The following is a 16,990-nucleotide window of genomic DNA, read 5'->3' as shown; positions in this document are numbered from 1 at the left end:
GTGACCACCCTGCACGTGCGCGGTCGGGGTCTGCCCGGCGGCGACGAGGTGCAGTGGTGGATACGTGGCGGGGTGCTGTCGGCTGAACCGGTAGCCGGTGCCGAGACGATCTTCGACGGTGGCTGGATCATCCCCGGTCTGGTCGACGCGCACTGCCACGTCGGTCTCGGGCCGGGCGGCGCCGTCGAACTCGACGAGGCCGAGCGTCAGGCCCAGACCGAGCGCCAGGCCGGTGCGCTGCTGCTGCGCGACGCCGGCTCGCCGGTGGACACCCGAGGCTTCGACGATCGCGACGACCTGCCCCGGATCATCCGGGCGGGCCGGCACCTGGCCCGGCCCAAGCGTTATATGCCGGGGCTCCCGATCGACATCGAGGACGAGTCGCAGCTGCCGCAGTACGTCGCCGAGCAGGCCCGGCGCGGGGACGGCTGGGTCAAGCTCGTCGGGGACTGGATCGACCGGGGCGTGGGCGACCTGGCGCCGCTGTGGTCCGACGACGTCCTCAAAGCCGCCATCGACGCCGCCCACGCCAACGGCGCCCGGGTCACAGCGCACGTGTTCGGGGAGGCGGCGCTGCCGGGGCTCATCAACGCCGGCATCGACTGCATCGAGCACGGCACCGGGATCACCGACGACATCATCGAGCTGATGCTGGCCCACGGCACAGCGCTGGTGCCGACCCTGATCAACATCGAGAACTTCCCCGGCATCGCGGAGAAGGCAACCAAGTTTCCGGCGTACGCCAAGCACATGCGCGATCTGTATGCGACGTGCCCGCAGCGGGTCGGTGCCGCGCACGAGGCCGGGGTGCCCATCTATGCGGGCACCGACGCCGGCGGCATGATCGCCCACGGCCGGATCGCCGACGAGGTCGCGGCCCTGCGCCGCGTGGGTCTGAGCCCGACGGAAGCCCTGGGGGCGGCCAGCTGGGATGCCCGAAATTGGTTGGGGCGTCCGGCACTGGAGCACGGCGCCTCGGCCGATCTGATCTGCTACGCCGACGATCCGCGGTTGCCGGGCGTGCTCGACCATCCCGCGCTGGTGATCCTGCGCGGCCGGGTCTACTGACTCAGGTGTACTGGCTGAAACCCCAGTCCAGCAGCTGCCGTGCCTGGGGGTAGAGATCGCCGGTGCCGAACATCTGCACCACGACCAGCCGATGGTTCCCGCGTTGCGCAGCGCCGACGTACGTCTTGCGGGCCCGGTCCGTGTAGCCCGTCTTGCCGGCGAAATCGCCGGGGTATCCGGTCAGCAGCTCGTTCTGGCTGGTGAGAGTCCGGCCAGGGAACTGCGCCGACGTCTGCCGGAAGATCTCGGCGATCACGGGATAGGTCAGCGCCGCCCGGTAGATCACCCCGAGATCGCGCGGTGTGGTGATCGATTCCCAGCCGGGTCCGTCGAGACCGGACGGCGAGCCCGCACGGGTGCTGCGGGCACCGAGTGCGGCAGCCTTGCGGTTCATGGCCGCCACCGTGACGCGCTGCCCGCCCAGCATGTCCGCGAGCATGTTCGCGGCGTCATTGCCCGACACCATGAGCAGGGCGTCCAGCAGCTGCCGTGCGGAGTACACCTGGCCGGGCTTGAGCCCGACGCACGAGCACTCCACCTTGGTGTGTGACTCGTTGGCCCGTCCCAGGGCATCGGGTCGCAGGTTGTCCAGTACGACCATGGCCAGCAGTGGCTTGATGGTGCTGGCCGGTGCGTACGAGCCGCCCGGGTCCTGCGAGGCCAGTACCTGACCGGTATCGAGGTCGGCGACCAGCCAGGCTTTGGCCGGCCCGTTCGCCAATGCCTGTGCGCCCGTGGGCTGCCCGGTGGGTTCGGCCCCCGCGATGGGCGTTGCGATGGGCGCCGCTAGTAACGCGCTGAGGGCCAGCGCGGTCGCCGTGAACAGTCTGCGCACGAGCGCCGACGCTACGGACGCCAGGCTGCGATCAGCTCGCGCCGAGATTCCGGTCGGGTATCGGTTACCCGTGTATTTCCCGTCGCTCCGCTCGCCTACAGCGAACCGACGCTGACCGAGCGGTCCTGCGCGAAGCCCCAGTCCAGTAGTGCGGAGGCCTGATCCCAATAGGTCGGACCACCTTCGTGGACCATGCCGTACATCATCGCGATGACCAGTCGGTGGCCACCGCGGTCGGCGGCGGCGACGTAGGTCTTCTTGGCGGCGTCGGTGAATCCGGTCTTGCCGCCGATGGTGCCCGGGTAGCGCTGCAGCAACTGGTTCTCGTTGACGATCTGCTCGTTGCCGTTCTTGCCCGGGAACGTCGCGGCGGGCTGCGCGGTGATCTGCGCGAAGTAGGGGTTGGCCATTGCAGCGCGGAAGATGATGGCCAGGTCGCGCGGTGTGGTCCAGCCCGACCCACCGGCACCGTCCAGACCGGACGGAGTGGCGGCATGGGTGTCGACGGCACCGATGGAGGCGGCCTTCGCGTTCATCTTGGCGACCGCGGCGTCGTAGCCGCCGATCATGTCCGCCAGGGCGTTGGCGGCGTCGTTGCCCGAGGCCAGCAGCACCGCGTCCAACAGTTGGCGGGCGGTGTAGACGTGCCCGGGGACGATGCCGACGCAGTTGCACTCGACCTGCGTGTCGGCCACGGTGCCGACGACGGTCGCGTCGAGGCTCGGCAACTCACCGAGCGCGGTCAGCGCCAGGAGCGTCTTGATGGTGCTGGCGGGCGGATGCCGCAGGTCCATGTCGCGGCCGGCGAGAATCTGGCCCGAATCCATGTCGGCGACGATCCAGGCCGGGGCCGGTCCCGCCGGAATCGGCATGGTGCCGGCCGACTGGATGTCGGGGTCAGCGGCCGCCATCGGCGGCGCGACGAGGAACACGAGCGTCAGGGCCGCCATGACGGCGGTTACGAACCTTCCCATGGGGCCAGCAGCCTACTGGCCGAACCTGGACGGTGCCGCCCGGACAGCTGTCCGGTGGTGTTCAATCGGAGCATGCTGAGCCTCGAGGAGATCTCGGACCGTCTGGAAATCCAACAACTGCTGGTCGCGTATTCGACGGCCATCGACACCCGCCGATTCGATGATCTGGCGCAGGTTTTCACGCCCGACGCCTACATCGACTACCGCGCAATGGGCGGCATCGACGGGCATTTCCCTGAAGTCAAGGACTGGTTGTCCCAGGTGCTGCCGAATTTCCCGGCCTATGCACACATGCTCGGCAACTTCGACGTCACCATCACCGGTGACACCGCGAAATCGCGCACCATTTGTTTCAACCCGATGGTGCTGCCGGCCGCGAACGCGGATACGCAGAATCAGGTGCTGTTCTGCGGTCTCTGGTACGAAGACGAGTTCCTCCGTACCGCCGAGGGCTGGCGCATGACGCGCCGCGTCGAGACCAAGTGTTTCGACCGCGTCGTCTGACGCCGCGCGGCCAGTTGTGACACAGGATCGTCGCGAATCCGTGTGACAGTCCCCGCAAGCGGGAGGTACCCCCAGACCGAGTCGGCGGTGCTGGGGCAGGATTTGGGCCGGTCGCGGCTGCTCTGGCAGAATGGTCGGCTGTCTGTCCGCGACTCGTTCAATGCGCCGCGCGGCGGTCACACACGTGAGGCAAGACCGGACCGGGCAATCCGCCTGAGTCGCTGAATTGCAGCGTGGCAATCATCAGGAGAAGTGCAGAACATGGCTGTCAAGATCAAGCTCACCCGGCTTGGCAAGATCCGCAACCCCCAGTACCGCATCATCGTCGCCGACGCGCGCACCCGCCGCGACGGCCGCGCCATCGAGGTCATCGGCCGGTACCACCCGAAGGAAGAGCCGAGCCTGATCGAGATCGATTCGGAGCGCGCGCAGTACTGGCTGGGTGTCGGCGCACAGCCGACCGAGCCGGTCGCCGCCCTGCTGAAGATCACGGGTGACTGGCAGAAGTTCAAGGGCCTGCCGGGCGCCGAGGGCACCCTGAAGGTCAAGGAGCCCAAGCCCTCCAAGCTGGACCTGTTCAACGCCGCGCTGGCCAACGCCGACGCCGCCCCCGGTGGCGAGGCCGTGACGCTGAAGAAGCGCAAGGACAAGAAGGAAGAGGCAGCTGAGGCTGCCGCCGAGACCGAGGCTGCTGAGGCCACCGAGGCCGAGGCCGAAGCGCCCGCCGAATGAGCAGCGTCGTCGTCGACGCCGTAGAGCACCTCGTCCGCGGAATCGTCGACAACCCCGACGATGTCCGGGTCGACATGGTGACCAGCCGCCGCGGTCGCACCGTCGAGGTGCACGTGCACCCCGACGACCTGGGCAAGGTCATCGGGCGTGGCGGCCGTACGGCCACTGCGCTGCGGACTCTGGTCGCCGGTATCGGTGGCCGGGGTATCCGCGTCGACGTGGTGGACACCGACCAATAAATATGGACCTCGTGGTCGGCCGCGTCGTCAAGGCGCACGGCATCAGCGGCGAGGTAGTCGTCGAAGTACGTACCGATGATCCCGGCGAGCGTTTCTCGCCGGGATCATCGCTGCGTGGCAAGCCGGGGGCCCGGAATCCCGGCCCCGAACGCACCTACGTCGTCGAAACGGCGCGCGAGCACGGTGGCCGAATGTTGGTGCGCCTGCACGGCGTGGCCGACCGCAATGCGGCAGATGCGTTGCGCGGCACCCTGTTTCTGGTGGACTCCGCCAGCCTGCCGCCCATCGACGAGCCCGACGAGTTCTACGATCACCAACTCGAGGGCCTCAAGGTCCGCACCGTCGACGGCGTCGATATCGGTGTGGTGACCGAGGTGCTGCACACCCCGGGCGGCGAATTGCTTTCCATCCGAACGGAATCCGGTGCCGAGGTGCTGGTGCCGTTCGTCACCCACATGGTGCCGACGGTGTCGCTGGCCGACGGTCTGGTGGAGATCGATCCGCCCGACGGTCTGCTCGAGTTGGACTGACACTCATGCGGATTGACGTCGTCACCATTTTCCCGGCGTATCTCGATGCGTTGCAGCAGTCGTTGCCGGGCAAGGCGATCGCCAATGGCACAGTGCAACTCGGCGTGCACGACTTGCGGAACTGGACGCATGACGTGCACAAGTCGGTGGATGATTCCCCGTACGGCGGCGGGCCCGGCATGGTGATGAAAGCGCCGATCTGGGGCGCCGCCCTCGATGAAATCTGTACGCCGGAAACAGTTTTGGTGGTCCCGACGCCGGCAGGCCGGTTGTTCACCCAGGAGCACGCGCACCGCTGGACGGGCGAGCAGCATCTGGTGTTCGCCTGCGGCCGCTACGAGGGCATCGACCAGCGGGTCGCTGACGATGCGGCCAAACGGATGCGGGTCGAAGAGGTGTCGATCGGTGATTACGTGCTGCCCGGCGGTGAGTCAGCTGCGCTCGTGATGATCGAAGCTGTGGTGCGGTTGCTGCCCGACGTGCTGGGCAATCCGGTGTCGCACCAAGATGATTCGCATTCCGCGCACGTCGGGGGAGTGCTGGAGGGGCCGAGCTACACCCGGCCGCCGGTCTGGCGTGACCTCGAGGTGCCTCCGGTGCTGCTGTCGGGGGACCATGCCAAGGTGGCTGCCTGGCGCCGCGAGCAGGGGCTGCAGCGGACGCGGGAGCGCCGCCCGGACCTGCTGTCCGACTAACTGATCTAGCTGATCCGCCCGCTCGGGAACATCGTCTTGACGGCATTGGTGATCGTGGTGCGTGCCGTGGCGTCATCGGTGGGTTGCAACGAGCCGATTGCCATGACGTAGCGGCGGTCGGCGCCGACCACGCCGGTGGACATGTGCATCCAGTTGTTGCCGTCCCACTCCGGCATCCAGCCCTGCTTCACCGCAACCGGTTCGCCGTACAGTCCGTCGGGAATGCCGAAGCGCTGCGGGTAGCCGTCGGCGCCCGACGGCGTGGACGCGGCCAGGTTGGCCAGGATGATGCTGGCCCGCTCCGGGGGCAATCCGCCGGTGCCGTTCAGTAACTGGTCGTAGTAGTGCACCAGGTCGGTGGTGGTGCTCATGGTGTTCCACCACTTGCCGTCGTAGGGCACCGACGTCCCGGTCAGCCCGTAGCGGGCCGCGACGCGGCTCACGATGCTGTTGCCGCCACCGCGGTTCCAGAAGACCTCGGCCGCGGAATCGTCGGACGACCGCAGCATGGTGTCGAGCGACTGGCGGTCGGTGGCGGTGAGCTCGATCTGGCCCTTGGCCTCCTGCAGTAGCAGGTCGTCGGCGATGAACAGCTTGGCGACCGACGCGATGGGCATGGCGGACTTGTTGCCGGTGGCGATCAGCTGGCCGGTGTCGCGATCGAGCACCGCGGCGCTGATCGACGCGCCGGCGGCCGCGGCATCGGTGGTGGCACTACGTTCGCGGGCGTCGAGACCGGCCAGGGCCGCGGCGGGTTCGCCGGCCGGGGCTTCCGGCATCTCCAGCGCGGTGACGACCGGTACGACGGTCAGCGCGATCCGGTTCGGCGGCGCAGCCCCGTAGACCTTCGCCTCGCAACCGGCTGTGAGCATCACCGTTGCCGTGGCGGCGGTGATGGTCAGCAGCTTCAACTGCTGCGGGCGCATGGGTCTCCTAGCATCACGATGGATAAAATTCTGGTTGTTCAGCCTAACGGGTAAAGCTGTGTTGGGTGTGACGTCTGTGACCGTGCCGCCTGTGATGTCTGCTGCATCGGCCCCGATGGGGTCACGATTTCGTCACCCGGCGGCCGTCTGGCACAATTGAGCAGTTGTCCGCGCTGGGCGCGGGGTCGGCGTCTGTTTCGGATGTGTCCCCGCCCGCTGCGGCATCCGCCCAAGTACGTCCGTAAAGAGAATGGCTTGTCCGCCGCGCCGCATGGCGTCCGGCGGATGTGGCCCGCGAGTTAGCAAGGAAGTGTCACCGATGAAAACGCTGGACTTCGTCGATCAGGCGTCGCTGCGCGACGACATCCCGGCCTTCAACGCCGGCGACACCCTCAACGTCCACGTCAAGGTCATCGAGGGCAACAAGCACCGCATCCAGGTGTTCAAGGGCGTCGTGCTCCGTCGTCAGGGTGGCGGCATCGGTGAGACCTTCACCGTCCGCAAGGAGAGCTACGGCGTCGGCGTCGAGCGGACCTTCCCGGTGCACTCGCCGAACATCGACCACATCGACGTCGTCACCCGCGGTGACGTCCGTCGCGCCAAGCTGTACTACCTGCGCGAACTCCGTGGCAAGAAGGCCAAGATCAAGGAAAAGCGCTGAGTCTGTCCGGCGATTTTTCCGCCGAACTGACTAGCCTGGTGCCGTGACCGGCCCAAGCGAAGACAGCAGCACCCCGGACAGTCCGACGACGGACGACGCCGACACGACAGCGACCGCCGACGCGGCTGGCACGGCCGACGAGGCCGACGAAAAGCCGAAGTCGAAGCTGGCCGCGCTGCGCGAAGGCGTCGTCCTCGTCGTCACTGCGGTGCTGCTGTACTACCTCGTGCTGACATTCGTCGCGCGGCCGTACCTGATTCCGTCGGAGTCCATGGAGCCCACGCTGCATGGCTGCAGCGGCTGCGTCGGTGACCGGATCATGGTCGACAAGCTGACCTATCGGTTCGGCACCCCCGAGCCCGGCGACGTCGTGGTCTTCAAGGGCCCGCCGAACTGGAACATCAGCTACAAGTCGATCCGTTCGGACAACCCGACCATGCGCTGGATCCAGAACGCGCTCTCGGTGGTCGGCTTCGTGCCGCCCGATGAGAACGATCTGGTGAAGCGCGTCATCGCGGTCGGCGGTCAAACGGTGCAGTGCCGGAACTCGACCGGTTTGACGGTCGACGGCAAGAAGCTCACCGAGCCGTACCTGGACCCGGCGACCATGATGGTCGACCCGGCGACCGACCCCTGCCTCGGCAACGAGTTCGGCCCGGTGAAGGTGCCGGACGGGCGGCTCTGGGTGATGGGGGACAACCGCACTCACTCGGCCGATTCGCGCGCCCACTGCACGAACACGCCGGCCGACGCCATCAACGCGCTGATGTGCACCGGAGACCCGACCGCGGGCACGGTGCCGGTTGCCAATGTGATCGGGAAGGCCCGGTTCATCGCGTGGCCGCCGTCGCGCTGGGGCGGTGTGATCACGGTCAATCCGCAGACCGGTCAATAGGTTCTTCGGTGCCCGTTTGGCCACCTCGCACGGTGATCCGCAAGTCCGCGGGCCTGCGCACCCTGGAGTCCGCGCTGTACCGCGGTGGGCTGGGGCCGGTGGCCGGGGTCGACGAGGTCGGCCGCGGGGCGTGTGCCGGTCCGCTCGTCGTCGCGGCCTGTGTGTTGGGCCCGAATAGGTTGGAAAGCCTGGCGGCCCTTGATGATTCGAAGAAGCTGAACGAAGCCGAACGGGAACGTCTGTTCCCGTTGATCCGGCGCTACGCGCTGGCGTACCACGTGGTGTTCATCCCGTCGATCGAGGTGGACCGGCGTGGGGTGCACATCGCGAACATCGAAGGCATGCGCCGCGCCGTCGCGGGCCTGCCCATGCGGCCGGGTTACGTGCTCTCCGACGGGTTCCGGGTGCCGGGCCTGCCGGTGCCGTCGCTGCCGGTGGTCAGCGGGGACGCCGCAGCCGCGTGCATCGCCGCGGCCAGTGTGCTGGCCAAGGTCAGTCGCGACCGCCTGATGGTGGAGATGGACGCCATACATCCCGGCTACGGGTTCGCGGTCCACAAGGGGTACAGCACTGCCGCGCACACCGCGGCGCTGGCCGAGCTGGGCCCGTGCCCCGAGCACCGGTTCTCGTTCGCCAATGTGCGCAAGCTGGCTGCCAACCCGGCGATAGGGCAGCGCTGCCGATCCGGGTAGGGAAAAATGGAAACTAGTCGCCAATCCGAACAAGACATGGCTCTGCAAAACCAAGTAAACAGAAGGACCGCTGACCTGATGAGTCTGTGCCGATGAGTGCCGAGGATCTCGAGAAGTATGAAACCGAGATGGAGCTCTCGCTGTACCGCGAGTACAAGGACATCGTCGGGCAGTTCAGCTACGTCGTCGAGACCGAACGCCGCTTCTACCTCGCCAACAGCGTCGAGCTGATCCCGCGCAACGCCGACGGCGAGGTCTACTTCGAGCTGCGCCTGGCTGACGCCTGGGTCTGGGACATGTACCGGCCGGCGCGGTTCGTCAAGCAGGTCCGGGTCATCACCTTCAAAGATGTCAACATCGAAGAGGTCGAGAAGCCCGAACTGCGCCTGCCCGAATAACCCGTGTCGACCATCGGCGAGCTGTTCGCCGTCATCGACCTGGCCGGCGTCCTGACCAACGCGATCCTGGGCGGCATCGTCGCCCGCGACGAGCGCATGGACCCGATCGGCTTCCTGACCCTGGCACTGCTGTCCGGGCTCGGCGGCGGCATCATCCGCGACACCCTGCTGCAACACGGACCGCCGGTGGCGCTCATCGACTTTCGCTATGCGCTGTGCGCGGTGATCGGTGCGGTGATCGCCTTCCTGATGCCGATCGGCGGCCGCGGCTGGCACGCGGTGTTTCCGTACGTGGACGCGTTGGCGCTCGGTTGTTGGGCGACCGCCGGCGCACAGAAGACACTGGCGCTGGGCCTCGGCTGGGTGCCTGCGCTGCTGCTGGGCACCATCACCGCGGTCGGTGGGGGCGCGCTGCGCGACATCACGACGCATCGGGTGCCGCAGATTTTCGGCGGCACCACGCTCTATGCGACGAGTGCGCTGGCGGCCAGTGCGGTGGTCACCGGGTTCTGGTACGTCGGGCTGGCGGAGCCCGGCGTCCTCGTGGGCACCGCGGTCGGCGCGGGGTTGTGCCTCATCTCCCGTCGCCGTGGCTGGCAGCTCTGGGGTGGGCTGTCCTGGGAGTACCGCTTCGCCCGTAAACCGGGGCAGCGGGTGCCGCACATCTCGGTGCGGATGTTGCGCGACGATGCCGGCGGCACCGCCGACGAGGGTCAGCGGTAGCGCAGCTCCAGGCGCCGGTGCCGGCGCACCATGAGGCTGGGCACCCATTCGGCGTCGGCCAGCTCGAACCAGTTGGTGGCCTCGAGCAGTGTGGTGATCCCGATGCGGGCTTCCGTGCGGGCCAGTGCCGCACCGACGCAGAAGTGCAGGCCCTTCCCGAACGCCAGGTGATTGCGCAGGTTCGGCCGGTCCAGCTGCAGCTGGTCTGGGTCGTCGAACGCGGCCGGGTCGCGGTTGGCCGAGCCCCACAACAGCAGTAGGTGACCGTCTTTGGGTAGCGGCACACCGGCCAGCGTGGTGTCGGTTCGGATGTGCCGGTGATGGTTGCGGAACGGCGACTCCAGCCGCAGTGTCTCCTCCAGCAGAGCGGGCACCAGTTGCGGGTCGTTTCGCACCTGTTCCTGGACGTCGGGCTGGGTCGCGAGTAGCCGGGCCGCGTTGCCCATCAACCCGGCCGTGGATTCGCCGCCGGCACCGACCAGCTGAATGAGCATCAGCACCGCCACCTCGGTTGCGATGGCGCCGTCGGCGACCGCGCGGGTGAGGTCGCCGAGCAGGTCGTCGCCGGGGTCCGCCTGGGCTTCGGCGAACTTGGTGTACAGATAGCCGGCGAGTTGCGTCGACGTCTCGACCGCGGTGCCGATGTGCTCGAGATCGAAGACGCCGCTGAGCAATTCGGTGCTGCCGTAGCCCCACTGCACCAGCTGCGGCACGTCGTCGTCGGGCAGTCCGATGAGCCTGGCCACCAACGTCATCGGCAGTCGGTCGCCGATGGCGGACATCCACTCGATGCGGCCGTTCACCGCTGCGTCGAGCCAGAGTTGACGGGCGATGTCGGCGATCGCCGGCTCGAGGGCCCGGATCCGTTTGGCCACCAGGGCCGGCAGCACCAGTTTGCGTTCGTGCGCGTGCCGCGGGTCGTCGCCGGTGGCGAGGACATGTCCCGCGGTGTCGACGCCGCCCATGTCGAAGGTCGACGCTTGGGTCCCCTGAGTCACCAGTGTGGCGGTCAGGTTTGAGGAGAAGTCCTCCGGGCGGCTGACGGCCTCCTGCACGGCATCCCATGTGGTGGCCAGGTAGAAATCTGTGCCGGCCACCCGGTGCACCGGACCGGCGACCCGCAGTTGCGCATAACAGGCATACGGATCGTCCAGCGTGGACAGGCTGAGCAGATCTGAAACTAGTTGCACGCCTTGAGTTTTGGTTGCCGGAAACCGCATGTCAAGGGCGATTTCGTGCTGTCTCACGCGCGGCCTCGGAGCTGCGGCGATGCGGACGGTTCTGGAAAAAACGTCTCGCTGTGAGACACATCTTCGGTTTAGTATCGCGGGTATGGACTGGCTGATCGGCGCCGACCGCCGCGACGCGGGCGTCGAACGCATCTATGCCGCCGCCGCGGCCAGCGCTGCTGCCCACGGCCTGGACCGGTTGAACATCGACGAGGTCGCCGCGAGCGTGGGCTGTTCGCGCGCCACGGTGTACCGGCACGTCGGCGGCAAGCAGGCGCTGCGCGACGGGGTGTTGGCCCGCGCGATCATGCGGGTCGGGCAGGAGATCGCCCAGGCGGTGTCCGGGCAAACCGGGCCGGAGCGGGTCGCGGCCGCCGTGCTGTCGGCTGTCCGGGTGGTCCGAGCGGACCCACTGGCCTCTGGTTTGGTGCGTGCGGGAGCCCTGGTCGACTTCGATTCGCCGCGGCTGGCGCAGGCGGCCGGCGAGCTGTCCGGGGTCGCGGATCCGCTTCTCGCGGACTGGATTGTGCGGGTTGTGCTGTCGTTGCTGTGCTGGCCATTGGCCGACGAAAAGGCCGAAGAGCTGGTGGTACGTCGGTATGTGGCCGCGGTAGCCGGGCCGGTGGGCCGCAAGTGACTATCCCGACAGGCGGTCATGACTAGGGCCTTTGCGGCAATAGATTGTTAGGCTAAGCAGATGGCAAGCAAGCCGCCGAGCAAACCGTCGCTGGCAGCGACGAGTTGGACGCTGCTCGGCATGTTGTCGTACGAAGAGGAAATCACCGGCTACGACATCAAGAAGTGGATCGACTGGAGCGTCGGTTTCTACTACTGGAGCCCGTCCTACAGCCAGATCTACACCGAGCTGAAAAAGCTTGAGGGACTTGGCTATCTCGAGTCCCGCGTCGAACAGGACGAGGGCCTGCGTACGCGTCGCCTGTACAAGATCACCGAGGCCGGTATGGCCGCCGTGACCGACTGGACCAACAACGCGCCCGTCGACCCTCCGGTACTCAAACACAGTGTGCTGCTGCGGGTTACGTTCGGCCACCTGAGCAACCCGACCCGGCTTCGGGAGCTGCTGGAGCAGCATGTCGCCTATTGCGAGGCCATGGAGCGGCAAGCCGCCGAGGACTCCGACGGTGCCAAGGCCCAGCCGGTGTGGGCGTATTCGGTGATCGCACTGCGCTGGGCGGCCAAGTACTACGCCGCCGAGCGGGAGCTGGCACTCGAGCTGATGAAGGACATCGACGAGGCCGACGCGGTGCTGCAGACCGCGGCGAAAGGCGTTGCGGGCATGCCGCGTTCGATGCCGGGCCTGTGGCGCGAGGTCGAACGCGAGGTTCAGGGGCGGCACGGCAGCTAGCCGGGCGCTCCCCGCGCGGCAGCCAGGTGCGGCTGCCGGCTCTAGAGGATTTCGACGATGTCGCTCTTCAAGGCCTCGGCGTCGGTGCCGAAAACCGCTTGGACACTGTTGCCGACCTCGATGACACCCGCGGCACCAAGCCTTTTCAGGCGGTCTTGATCCACCTTGTCCTTGTCGGCGACTTCGATGCGCAGGCGGGTGATGCATGCGTCGACGTTGACGAGGTTCTCCCGGCCGCCGAACGCCGCGATCACTTGCTCTGCTCTGCTCTCGGTCACCGTGGCCGCCGGCGCGGTCAGCGTCGCGGTCGCGGCGCCGCCGACGATCACCGCGGTGGCGGAGTCCGTACCCTCGCCGAGGTTCGCCTGCTCCTGCGCCTCGAAGTCGGTTTCCGGTTCCCGTCCCGGCGTCCTCAAGTCCCACTTGGTGATGGCGAACCGGAACAGCACGTAGTAGACGACGAAGAAGACAACGCCCATGCCGAGCAGCAGCGGGATGTTCTTCGCGGCCGGGGCCGTGCCGTAGAGGAGGAGATCGGCCAGCCCGGCGGAGAACGAGAAGCCCAGGTGGATGTCGAGCAGGTACGCGATCGCCAGTGACAGTCCCGTCAGCACCGCATGGATGACGTAGAGCGGGAACGCCACGAACATGAACGCGAATTCGAGTGGCTCGGTGACGCCGGTCAGCAGCGCCGTCAGCGCCGCCGCCGACAGGATGCCGACGGCGACCTTCCGCTGTTTCTTGTTCGCCACATGGATCATCGCCAGGGCTGCGGCAGGCAGCCCGAACATCAGAACCGGGTAGAACCCGGACGTGAAGATGCCCGCCGTCGGGTCGCCCGCGGCGAAGCGGGTGAGTTCGCCGGTGACGACGTGGCCGTCGGGAGTCTGATAGTCGCCGTAGAGGAACCACACGTACGAATTCGGGATGTGATGGAGTCCGAGCGGAATCAGCATGCGGTTGGCGAACCCGTACACGAAGGCGCCAAGGGCGCCCGAGCCCCCGATGAACTTGCCGAGGCCGGTCAGGCCCGCGTCGAAGAACGGGTAGAGGTAGCTCATCGCGAACGCGAGGAACAGGCAGGTGACTGACACCACGATCGGGACGAACCGCCTGCCCCCGAAAAATCCTAGATAGGAGGGCAATTGGATGGTGTGGTAGCGGTCGAAGAGCCACGCGGTGAGCAAGCCGACCACGATTCCCGCGAACACGCTGTAGTTGATCTGGGCCTGGGCGCCGGCCTTGTCGACCTCGCCGGCGAGCACGACGGGCGACATGGTCTTGAACACCGCCTGCACCACGAGGTATCCGACGACGGCGGCCAGTGCTGTCGAACCGTCCGCCTTCCTGGCGAATCCGATGGCGACACCGACGGCGAACAGCAGCGGGAGGTTGCTGAATATCGCGTCACCGGCAGCGCTCATCGCGTGGAAGAACGGGCCGATGACGGGAGCCTTGATCTTGCCCAATAGATCGTCTTGACCCAGCCGGAGCAGGATTCCTGCCGCGGGCAGCACCGCGATCGGCAGCATGAGGCTCTTGCCGAGCCGCTGCAACTGCGCGAAGCCGGGAACGCGCACGCCCGACTTCTCCTGCGCACCTGTAATTTGCGGTGTGCTGCTCATGTGCGGGACCCTCTTCTGCCGCAGAAACGCCGCCCGGCGCGGAAGTTGTGCGGAAGCTTAGACGAGAACGTGTGGCCGTGAGATCGCGTTCGGCGGCGCTCGTATTGTTGGAGCCCACGAGCAGAGGAGATACGGCAGTGAGTCAGACGTCAGTTCTCGCCCCGGTCGCTGGGCGTGCGGTTCTGCTCGAGGACGTCCCGGACCCCGTCTTCTCGGCGGGCATGGTCGGCTACGGCGCCGCGATCGATCCGCCGCGCAGGGTGATCGACGCGGTCGCCCCGGTCAGCGGCAAGCTCTTGAAGTTGATGCCACACGCCTACGTGGTCCTGACCCCGGACAATGTGGGCGTTCTTGTGCACCTCGGCCTGGACACCGTCGCGCTCAAGGGTGCAGGTTTCACGGCTCATGTCAGTCAGGGTGACGATGTCGCCGCGGGTCAGGTCGTCATCAGTTACGACGTCCCCGCGATCGAGTCGGGCGGGCTCAATCCGATTGTCGCCGTGGTTGTCATGGACGAACGCGTCCCGGAGAACGTGACGCTGTCCGACGCCGTTACCTTGGGTGCGGACATCGATTCCGGGGCACACCTTTTCACGGCGAACAAGACTTCGCGATGACCGGTGCGCCGTGCCGGGGATCGTGGGACATTGTGCCCGGGGGCAGGGAAGGATTGACCGATGGCTGATCACAATGTGCTCGGTGCTCCGCTGGAGCCGTGCGGCACCGAGCCGCTGACCGGCTTCTACCGCGACGGCTGCTGCTCGACCGGGCCTGAGGACGCCGGCCTGCACACGATCTGTGCGGTCGTCTCCGCCGAGTTCCTGACGCACCAGCGCTCGATCGGTAACGACCTCTCCACGCCGATGCCGGAATATCGGTTTCCGGGGTTGTCGCCGGGGGACCGCTGGTGCGTGACCGCGGTGAACTGGCTTCGGGCGCACCGCGACGGGTGCGCGGCACCGGTGGTGCTGGCCTCCACCCACGAGCGGACGCTGGAGGTCGTGCCGCTCGAGGTGCTCAGGGAGTACGCCGTCGATGTGCCCGACGATCTCGGCGGCCTCTGAGGTCTACAGCTTCCCGGCCGCATCCCGTCCGGCGATGTAGCCGTAGACCAGACCCTGTGCGATGGTCGCGCCCGCACCCGGATACACCGCGCCGAAGGCGTTGGCCGCGGTGTTGCCCATCGCGTACAACCCCTCGATGACGCCGCCGTCTTCGCGGTGCACGCGTCCGCGTTCGTCGGCCACGACGCCACCACAGGTGCCGAGGTCGCTCAGCGTCATCTTCACCGCGTAGAACGGACCCTTGACCAGCGGGCGCAGGTTCGGGTTGGGCGTCACGGTCGGGTCGCCGTAGTAGCGGTCGTATGCGCTGAGGCCGCGGTCGAAATCAGGATCGATGCCGGCGGCCGCGCTTTCGTTGAACCGCGTCATGCTCTGCTCGAAATCGGCGACCGGGACGCCCATCTGCGCCGCCAGGTCGGCGAAGTTGGTCGCCTTGGCGGCGATACCGGCCTGGTACCAGGACTTGGGCAGCGGCATCCGCGGGAACGAGCCGGCGGCGAAGACGTAGCTGTTGCGGTACTTCTGGTCGAACACGATCCACATCGACTCGACAGGGGTGCCGGCGCGCTCGAGTTCGAGCACTCGCTGGCCGAACGACATGTAGTCGGTCGACTCGTTGGCGAAGCGCTTGCCGTCCTGATCGACGATGAGCGAGCCGGGCAGTGAGCGCTCGGCCAGCAGCACGGCCGGCGGACGGCCGTTCGCCGACGCCACCGCCGGGAACCACCAGGCCTGGTCCATCAGCGCCGTGGCGGCACCCAGATCGGTGGCGGCCCGGATGGCCTCGCCGGTGTTGGAATCGGCGCCGAGGCTCTCGTGGTCGCCGAGCGAATCGGATTGGTACTTGTGGCGCATCGCCATGTCATGGTCGAAGCCGCCGGCGGCCAGCACGACACCGCGCGTCGCGGTGACGGTGACCTCGCGGCCTGCGTGCGACAGCACGGCGCCGGTGACCCGCCGGCCGTCGCCGGTCAGCCGGACCAGCGAGGTGTCGGTCCAGATCGGGATGCCGGCCTGCAGCACACCGGCGAACAGTCCGGCCGCGAGGGCCTGGCCACCGGCGATGTATTCGCGGCCCAGCAGCTTGCCGCCGACGCCCTGTGCGAGCCGTTTTGCGATGAGCGGCAACCCTTTTCGTGGCACCCGCGTCAGCAGGTTCATCCACTTGTAGTCCGCGCCGGTGGTCGGCATCGGAACCTTGACCTCCATGACGCCGCCGCGCAGCCGGTCCCGGTACTTGCCGAGCACGCGGGCGTTGAGCGGGCGGCATTCGCAGGTGCGTCCGGTGGCCCGGCCGCCGGGCCGCTCGGGGTGGTAGTCCGAATACTCGCGGGCCCAGAACAACCGCATCGGGGTGGTCCGCCCCAGCATGTCGACGGTCGCGTTGACGTGCTTCAAGAAGCCGGTGGAGCGGGCGGCCGGCGCGGTCCCGTTCACCACGGCGTCGAGGTAGGTCGCGGCGCGATCGGCGGTGTCGGCGGTGCCCTTGTCGGTCAACAGGGGAGTGGTCGGCAGCCAGAGGGCGCCACCTGAGCGGGCCGTGGAGCCGCCGACGTCGGACGACTTCTCGACGACGAGGACGTTCAGCCCGGATTCCTGACCGCTCAGTGCGGCGGCCAGGCCGGTGCCGGAACCGATCACCAGCAGATCGACGGTGGTGTCAGCGATGTCGAGGCCGGCCGGAATCGTGGCCGCGGCAGATGTCGTCACGGCCGCTGAGCGTATTGCGGCAGACGGTTTTCCGGCCTCGGGCATCCCTACCAGCGGGATAACACGTGTATTCGCCACCCCGTTGCTGTTAGACCTGAATCCTCAAACTGCAGCCCAGTTTTCA

21 protein-coding genes are annotated in these 16,990 nt (G+C 67.4%); 15 read left to right on the top strand and 6 right to left on the bottom strand.

Translation table 11 applies throughout. The annotated features are described in order from the left end of the window. Positions 1–1,068 (top strand): amidohydrolase family protein, encoded by a 1,068-nt coding sequence (locus TL10_RS18635; protein WP_043986784.1) that lies wholly within the window; start codon positions 1–3, stop codon positions 1,066–1,068. Position 1,069: 1 nt separating this feature from the next. Here the strand turns inward: TL10_RS18635 and TL10_RS18630 are convergent, their stop codons facing one another. Then, positions 1,070–1,903 (bottom strand): D-alanyl-D-alanine carboxypeptidase family protein, encoded by an 834-nt coding sequence (locus tag TL10_RS18630; RefSeq protein WP_043986783.1) that lies wholly within the window; start codon positions 1,901–1,903, stop codon positions 1,070–1,072. A 95-nt stretch (positions 1,904–1,998) separates the two neighbouring features. Continuing rightward, entirely contained in the window at positions 1,999–2,877 is an 879-nt protein-coding gene (locus tag TL10_RS18625) for a D-alanyl-D-alanine carboxypeptidase family protein (RefSeq protein WP_043393432.1), read from the bottom strand. A gap of 72 nt (positions 2,878–2,949) precedes the next feature. Here TL10_RS18625 and TL10_RS18620 point away from each other — a divergent pair, with 72 nt between their 5' ends. The 5 genes from TL10_RS18620 (at position 2,950) to trmD (ending at position 5,577) form a co-directional block, all read left to right on the top strand. Further along, complete coding sequence (locus TL10_RS18620) at positions 2,950–3,381, top strand: nuclear transport factor 2 family protein (protein WP_043986799.1); 432 nt, start codon at positions 2,950–2,952, stop codon at positions 3,379–3,381. A gap of 261 nt (positions 3,382–3,642) precedes the next feature. After that, a complete protein-coding gene (gene rpsP, locus TL10_RS18615) occupies positions 3,643–4,113 on the top strand; it encodes a 30S ribosomal protein S16 (RefSeq protein ID WP_029105754.1) in 471 nt (156 codons plus the stop codon). Continuing rightward, positions 4,110–4,352 (top strand): RNA-binding protein, encoded by a 243-nt coding sequence (locus TL10_RS18610; protein WP_003881089.1) that lies wholly within the window; start codon positions 4,110–4,112, stop codon positions 4,350–4,352. Before rpsP ends, TL10_RS18610 begins: the two co-directional genes overlap by 4 nt. 2 nt (positions 4,353–4,354) lie before the next feature. Continuing rightward, positions 4,355–4,882, top strand: coding sequence for a ribosome maturation factor RimM (rimM, locus tag TL10_RS18605; protein WP_043393434.1), 528 nt, complete (start codon positions 4,355–4,357; stop codon positions 4,880–4,882). Positions 4,883–4,887: 5 nt separating this feature from the next. Beyond that, the gene (gene trmD, locus TL10_RS18600; protein ID WP_043393436.1) at positions 4,888–5,577 is read left to right on the top strand and encodes a tRNA (guanosine(37)-N1)-methyltransferase TrmD; all 690 of its coding nucleotides are present in this window, start codon (positions 4,888–4,890) and stop codon (positions 5,575–5,577) included. A 5-nt stretch (positions 5,578–5,582) separates the two neighbouring features. Here the strand turns inward: trmD and TL10_RS18595 are convergent, their stop codons facing one another. Next, positions 5,583–6,503 (bottom strand): serine hydrolase, encoded by a 921-nt coding sequence (locus tag TL10_RS18595; protein WP_043393439.1) that lies wholly within the window; start codon positions 6,501–6,503, stop codon positions 5,583–5,585. Between the two features lie 319 nt (positions 6,504–6,822). Between TL10_RS18595 and rplS the strand changes: the two genes are divergently transcribed. The 5 genes from rplS to TL10_RS18570 all read left to right on the top strand — a co-directional run bounded on the left by rplS (position 6,823) and on the right by TL10_RS18570 (position 9,872). Next, positions 6,823–7,164, top strand: a complete 342-nt coding sequence (gene rplS, locus TL10_RS18590) for a 50S ribosomal protein L19 (RefSeq protein WP_043393441.1) — start codon at positions 6,823–6,825, stop codon at positions 7,162–7,164. Positions 7,165–7,207: 43 nt separating this feature from the next. Then, on the top strand, positions 7,208–8,059 hold the full coding sequence (gene lepB / locus TL10_RS18585; protein WP_043393442.1) for a signal peptidase I: 852 nt from the start codon (positions 7,208–7,210) through the stop codon (positions 8,057–8,059). 8 nt (positions 8,060–8,067) lie between these two features. Then, positions 8,068–8,751, top strand: a complete 684-nt coding sequence (locus tag TL10_RS18580; protein ID WP_043986782.1) for a ribonuclease HII — start codon at positions 8,068–8,070, stop codon at positions 8,749–8,751. Between the two features lie 92 nt (positions 8,752–8,843). Continuing rightward, positions 8,844–9,149 carry a DUF2469 domain-containing protein gene (locus TL10_RS18575; RefSeq protein WP_003893809.1) on the top strand — a complete coding sequence of 102 codons (306 nt, stop codon included), beginning with the start codon at positions 8,844–8,846 and terminating at the stop codon, positions 9,147–9,149. A gap of 3 nt (positions 9,150–9,152) precedes the next feature. Continuing rightward, a complete protein-coding gene (locus TL10_RS18570) occupies positions 9,153–9,872 on the top strand; it encodes a trimeric intracellular cation channel family protein (RefSeq protein ID WP_043986780.1) in 720 nt (239 codons plus the stop codon). On the opposite strand, the gene TL10_RS18565 is transcribed toward TL10_RS18570, so the two are convergent. Then, positions 9,863–11,062, bottom strand: coding sequence for a cytochrome P450 (locus TL10_RS18565; RefSeq protein ID WP_043986779.1), 1,200 nt, complete (start codon positions 11,060–11,062; stop codon positions 9,863–9,865). The two genes, TL10_RS18570 and TL10_RS18565, sit on opposite strands and share 10 nt — an antisense overlap. Before the next feature lie 142 nt (positions 11,063–11,204). On the opposite strand from TL10_RS18565, the gene TL10_RS18560 reads away from it, so the two are divergent. Continuing rightward, a complete protein-coding gene (locus TL10_RS18560; protein WP_043986777.1) occupies positions 11,205–11,738 on the top strand; it encodes a TetR/AcrR family transcriptional regulator in 534 nt (177 codons plus the stop codon). Between the two features lie 60 nt (positions 11,739–11,798). Further along, positions 11,799–12,467: a PadR family transcriptional regulator gene (locus tag TL10_RS18555; RefSeq protein ID WP_043393453.1), complete on the top strand. Its 669-nt coding sequence runs from the start codon at positions 11,799–11,801 to the stop codon at positions 12,465–12,467. Positions 12,468–12,508: 41 nt separating this feature from the next. Here the strand turns inward: TL10_RS18555 and TL10_RS18550 are convergent, their stop codons facing one another. Further along, a complete protein-coding gene (locus tag TL10_RS18550; protein ID WP_043986775.1) occupies positions 12,509–14,092 on the bottom strand; it encodes a PTS transporter subunit EIIC in 1,584 nt (527 codons plus the stop codon). A gap of 137 nt (positions 14,093–14,229) precedes the next feature. Here TL10_RS18550 and TL10_RS18545 point away from each other — a divergent pair, with 137 nt between their 5' ends. Further along, positions 14,230–14,709, top strand: a complete 480-nt coding sequence (locus TL10_RS18545) for a PTS sugar transporter subunit IIA (protein WP_043393459.1) — start codon at positions 14,230–14,232, stop codon at positions 14,707–14,709. Between the two features lie 60 nt (positions 14,710–14,769). Further along, positions 14,770–15,156: a DUF2237 family protein gene (locus TL10_RS18540; protein ID WP_043986774.1), complete on the top strand. Its 387-nt coding sequence runs from the start codon at positions 14,770–14,772 to the stop codon at positions 15,154–15,156. Between the two features lie 3 nt (positions 15,157–15,159). Here the strand turns inward: TL10_RS18540 and TL10_RS18535 are convergent, their stop codons facing one another. Continuing rightward, positions 15,160–16,911, bottom strand: a complete 1,752-nt coding sequence (locus tag TL10_RS18535) for a 3-ketosteroid-delta-1-dehydrogenase (RefSeq protein WP_234711478.1) — start codon at positions 16,909–16,911, stop codon at positions 15,160–15,162. Between the last annotated feature and the right edge of the window lie 79 nt (positions 16,912–16,990).

The sequence above is a fragment of the Mycolicibacterium llatzerense genome, from assembly GCF_000878195.1.
Classification (GTDB): Bacteria; Actinomycetota; Actinomycetes; order Mycobacteriales; family Mycobacteriaceae; genus Mycobacterium; species Mycobacterium llatzerense.
The sequence above is the reverse complement of the archived record's forward strand: the minus strand, read 5'-3'. Positions and strand labels throughout refer to the sequence as shown.

Excerpts from the sequence above, each read along its gene's own strand:
- TL10_RS18555 (WP_043393453.1), top strand. The coding sequence starts at position 11,799 with ATGGCAAGCAAGCCGCCGAGCAAACCGTCGCTGGCAGCGACGAGTTGG.
- rimM (WP_043393434.1), top strand. The coding sequence starts at position 4,355 with ATGGACCTCGTGGTCGGCCGCGTCGTCAAGGCGCACGGCATCAGCGGC.
- TL10_RS18535 (WP_234711478.1), bottom strand. The coding sequence starts at position 16,911 with ATGCCCGAGGCCGGAAAACCGTCTGCCGCAATACGCTCAGCGGCCGTG.
- TL10_RS18610 (WP_003881089.1), top strand. The coding sequence starts at position 4,110 with ATGAGCAGCGTCGTCGTCGACGCCGTAGAGCACCTCGTCCGCGGAATC.
- TL10_RS18625 (WP_043393432.1), bottom strand. The coding sequence starts at position 2,877 with ATGGGAAGGTTCGTAACCGCCGTCATGGCGGCCCTGACGCTCGTGTTC.
- TL10_RS18540 (WP_043986774.1), top strand. The coding sequence starts at position 14,770 with ATGGCTGATCACAATGTGCTCGGTGCTCCGCTGGAGCCGTGCGGCACC.
- TL10_RS18620 (WP_043986799.1), top strand. The coding sequence starts at position 2,950 with ATGCTGAGCCTCGAGGAGATCTCGGACCGTCTGGAAATCCAACAACTG.
- rplS (WP_043393441.1), top strand. The coding sequence starts at position 6,823 with ATGAAAACGCTGGACTTCGTCGATCAGGCGTCGCTGCGCGACGACATC.
- trmD (WP_043393436.1), top strand. The coding sequence starts at position 4,888 with ATGCGGATTGACGTCGTCACCATTTTCCCGGCGTATCTCGATGCGTTG.
- TL10_RS18575 (WP_003893809.1), top strand. The coding sequence starts at position 8,844 with ATGAGTGCCGAGGATCTCGAGAAGTATGAAACCGAGATGGAGCTCTCG.
- TL10_RS18595 (WP_043393439.1), bottom strand. The coding sequence starts at position 6,503 with ATGCGCCCGCAGCAGTTGAAGCTGCTGACCATCACCGCCGCCACGGCA.
- rpsP (WP_029105754.1), top strand. The coding sequence starts at position 3,643 with ATGGCTGTCAAGATCAAGCTCACCCGGCTTGGCAAGATCCGCAACCCC.
- TL10_RS18560 (WP_043986777.1), top strand. The coding sequence starts at position 11,205 with ATGGACTGGCTGATCGGCGCCGACCGCCGCGACGCGGGCGTCGAACGC.
- TL10_RS18550 (WP_043986775.1), bottom strand. The coding sequence starts at position 14,092 with ATGAGCAGCACACCGCAAATTACAGGTGCGCAGGAGAAGTCGGGCGTG.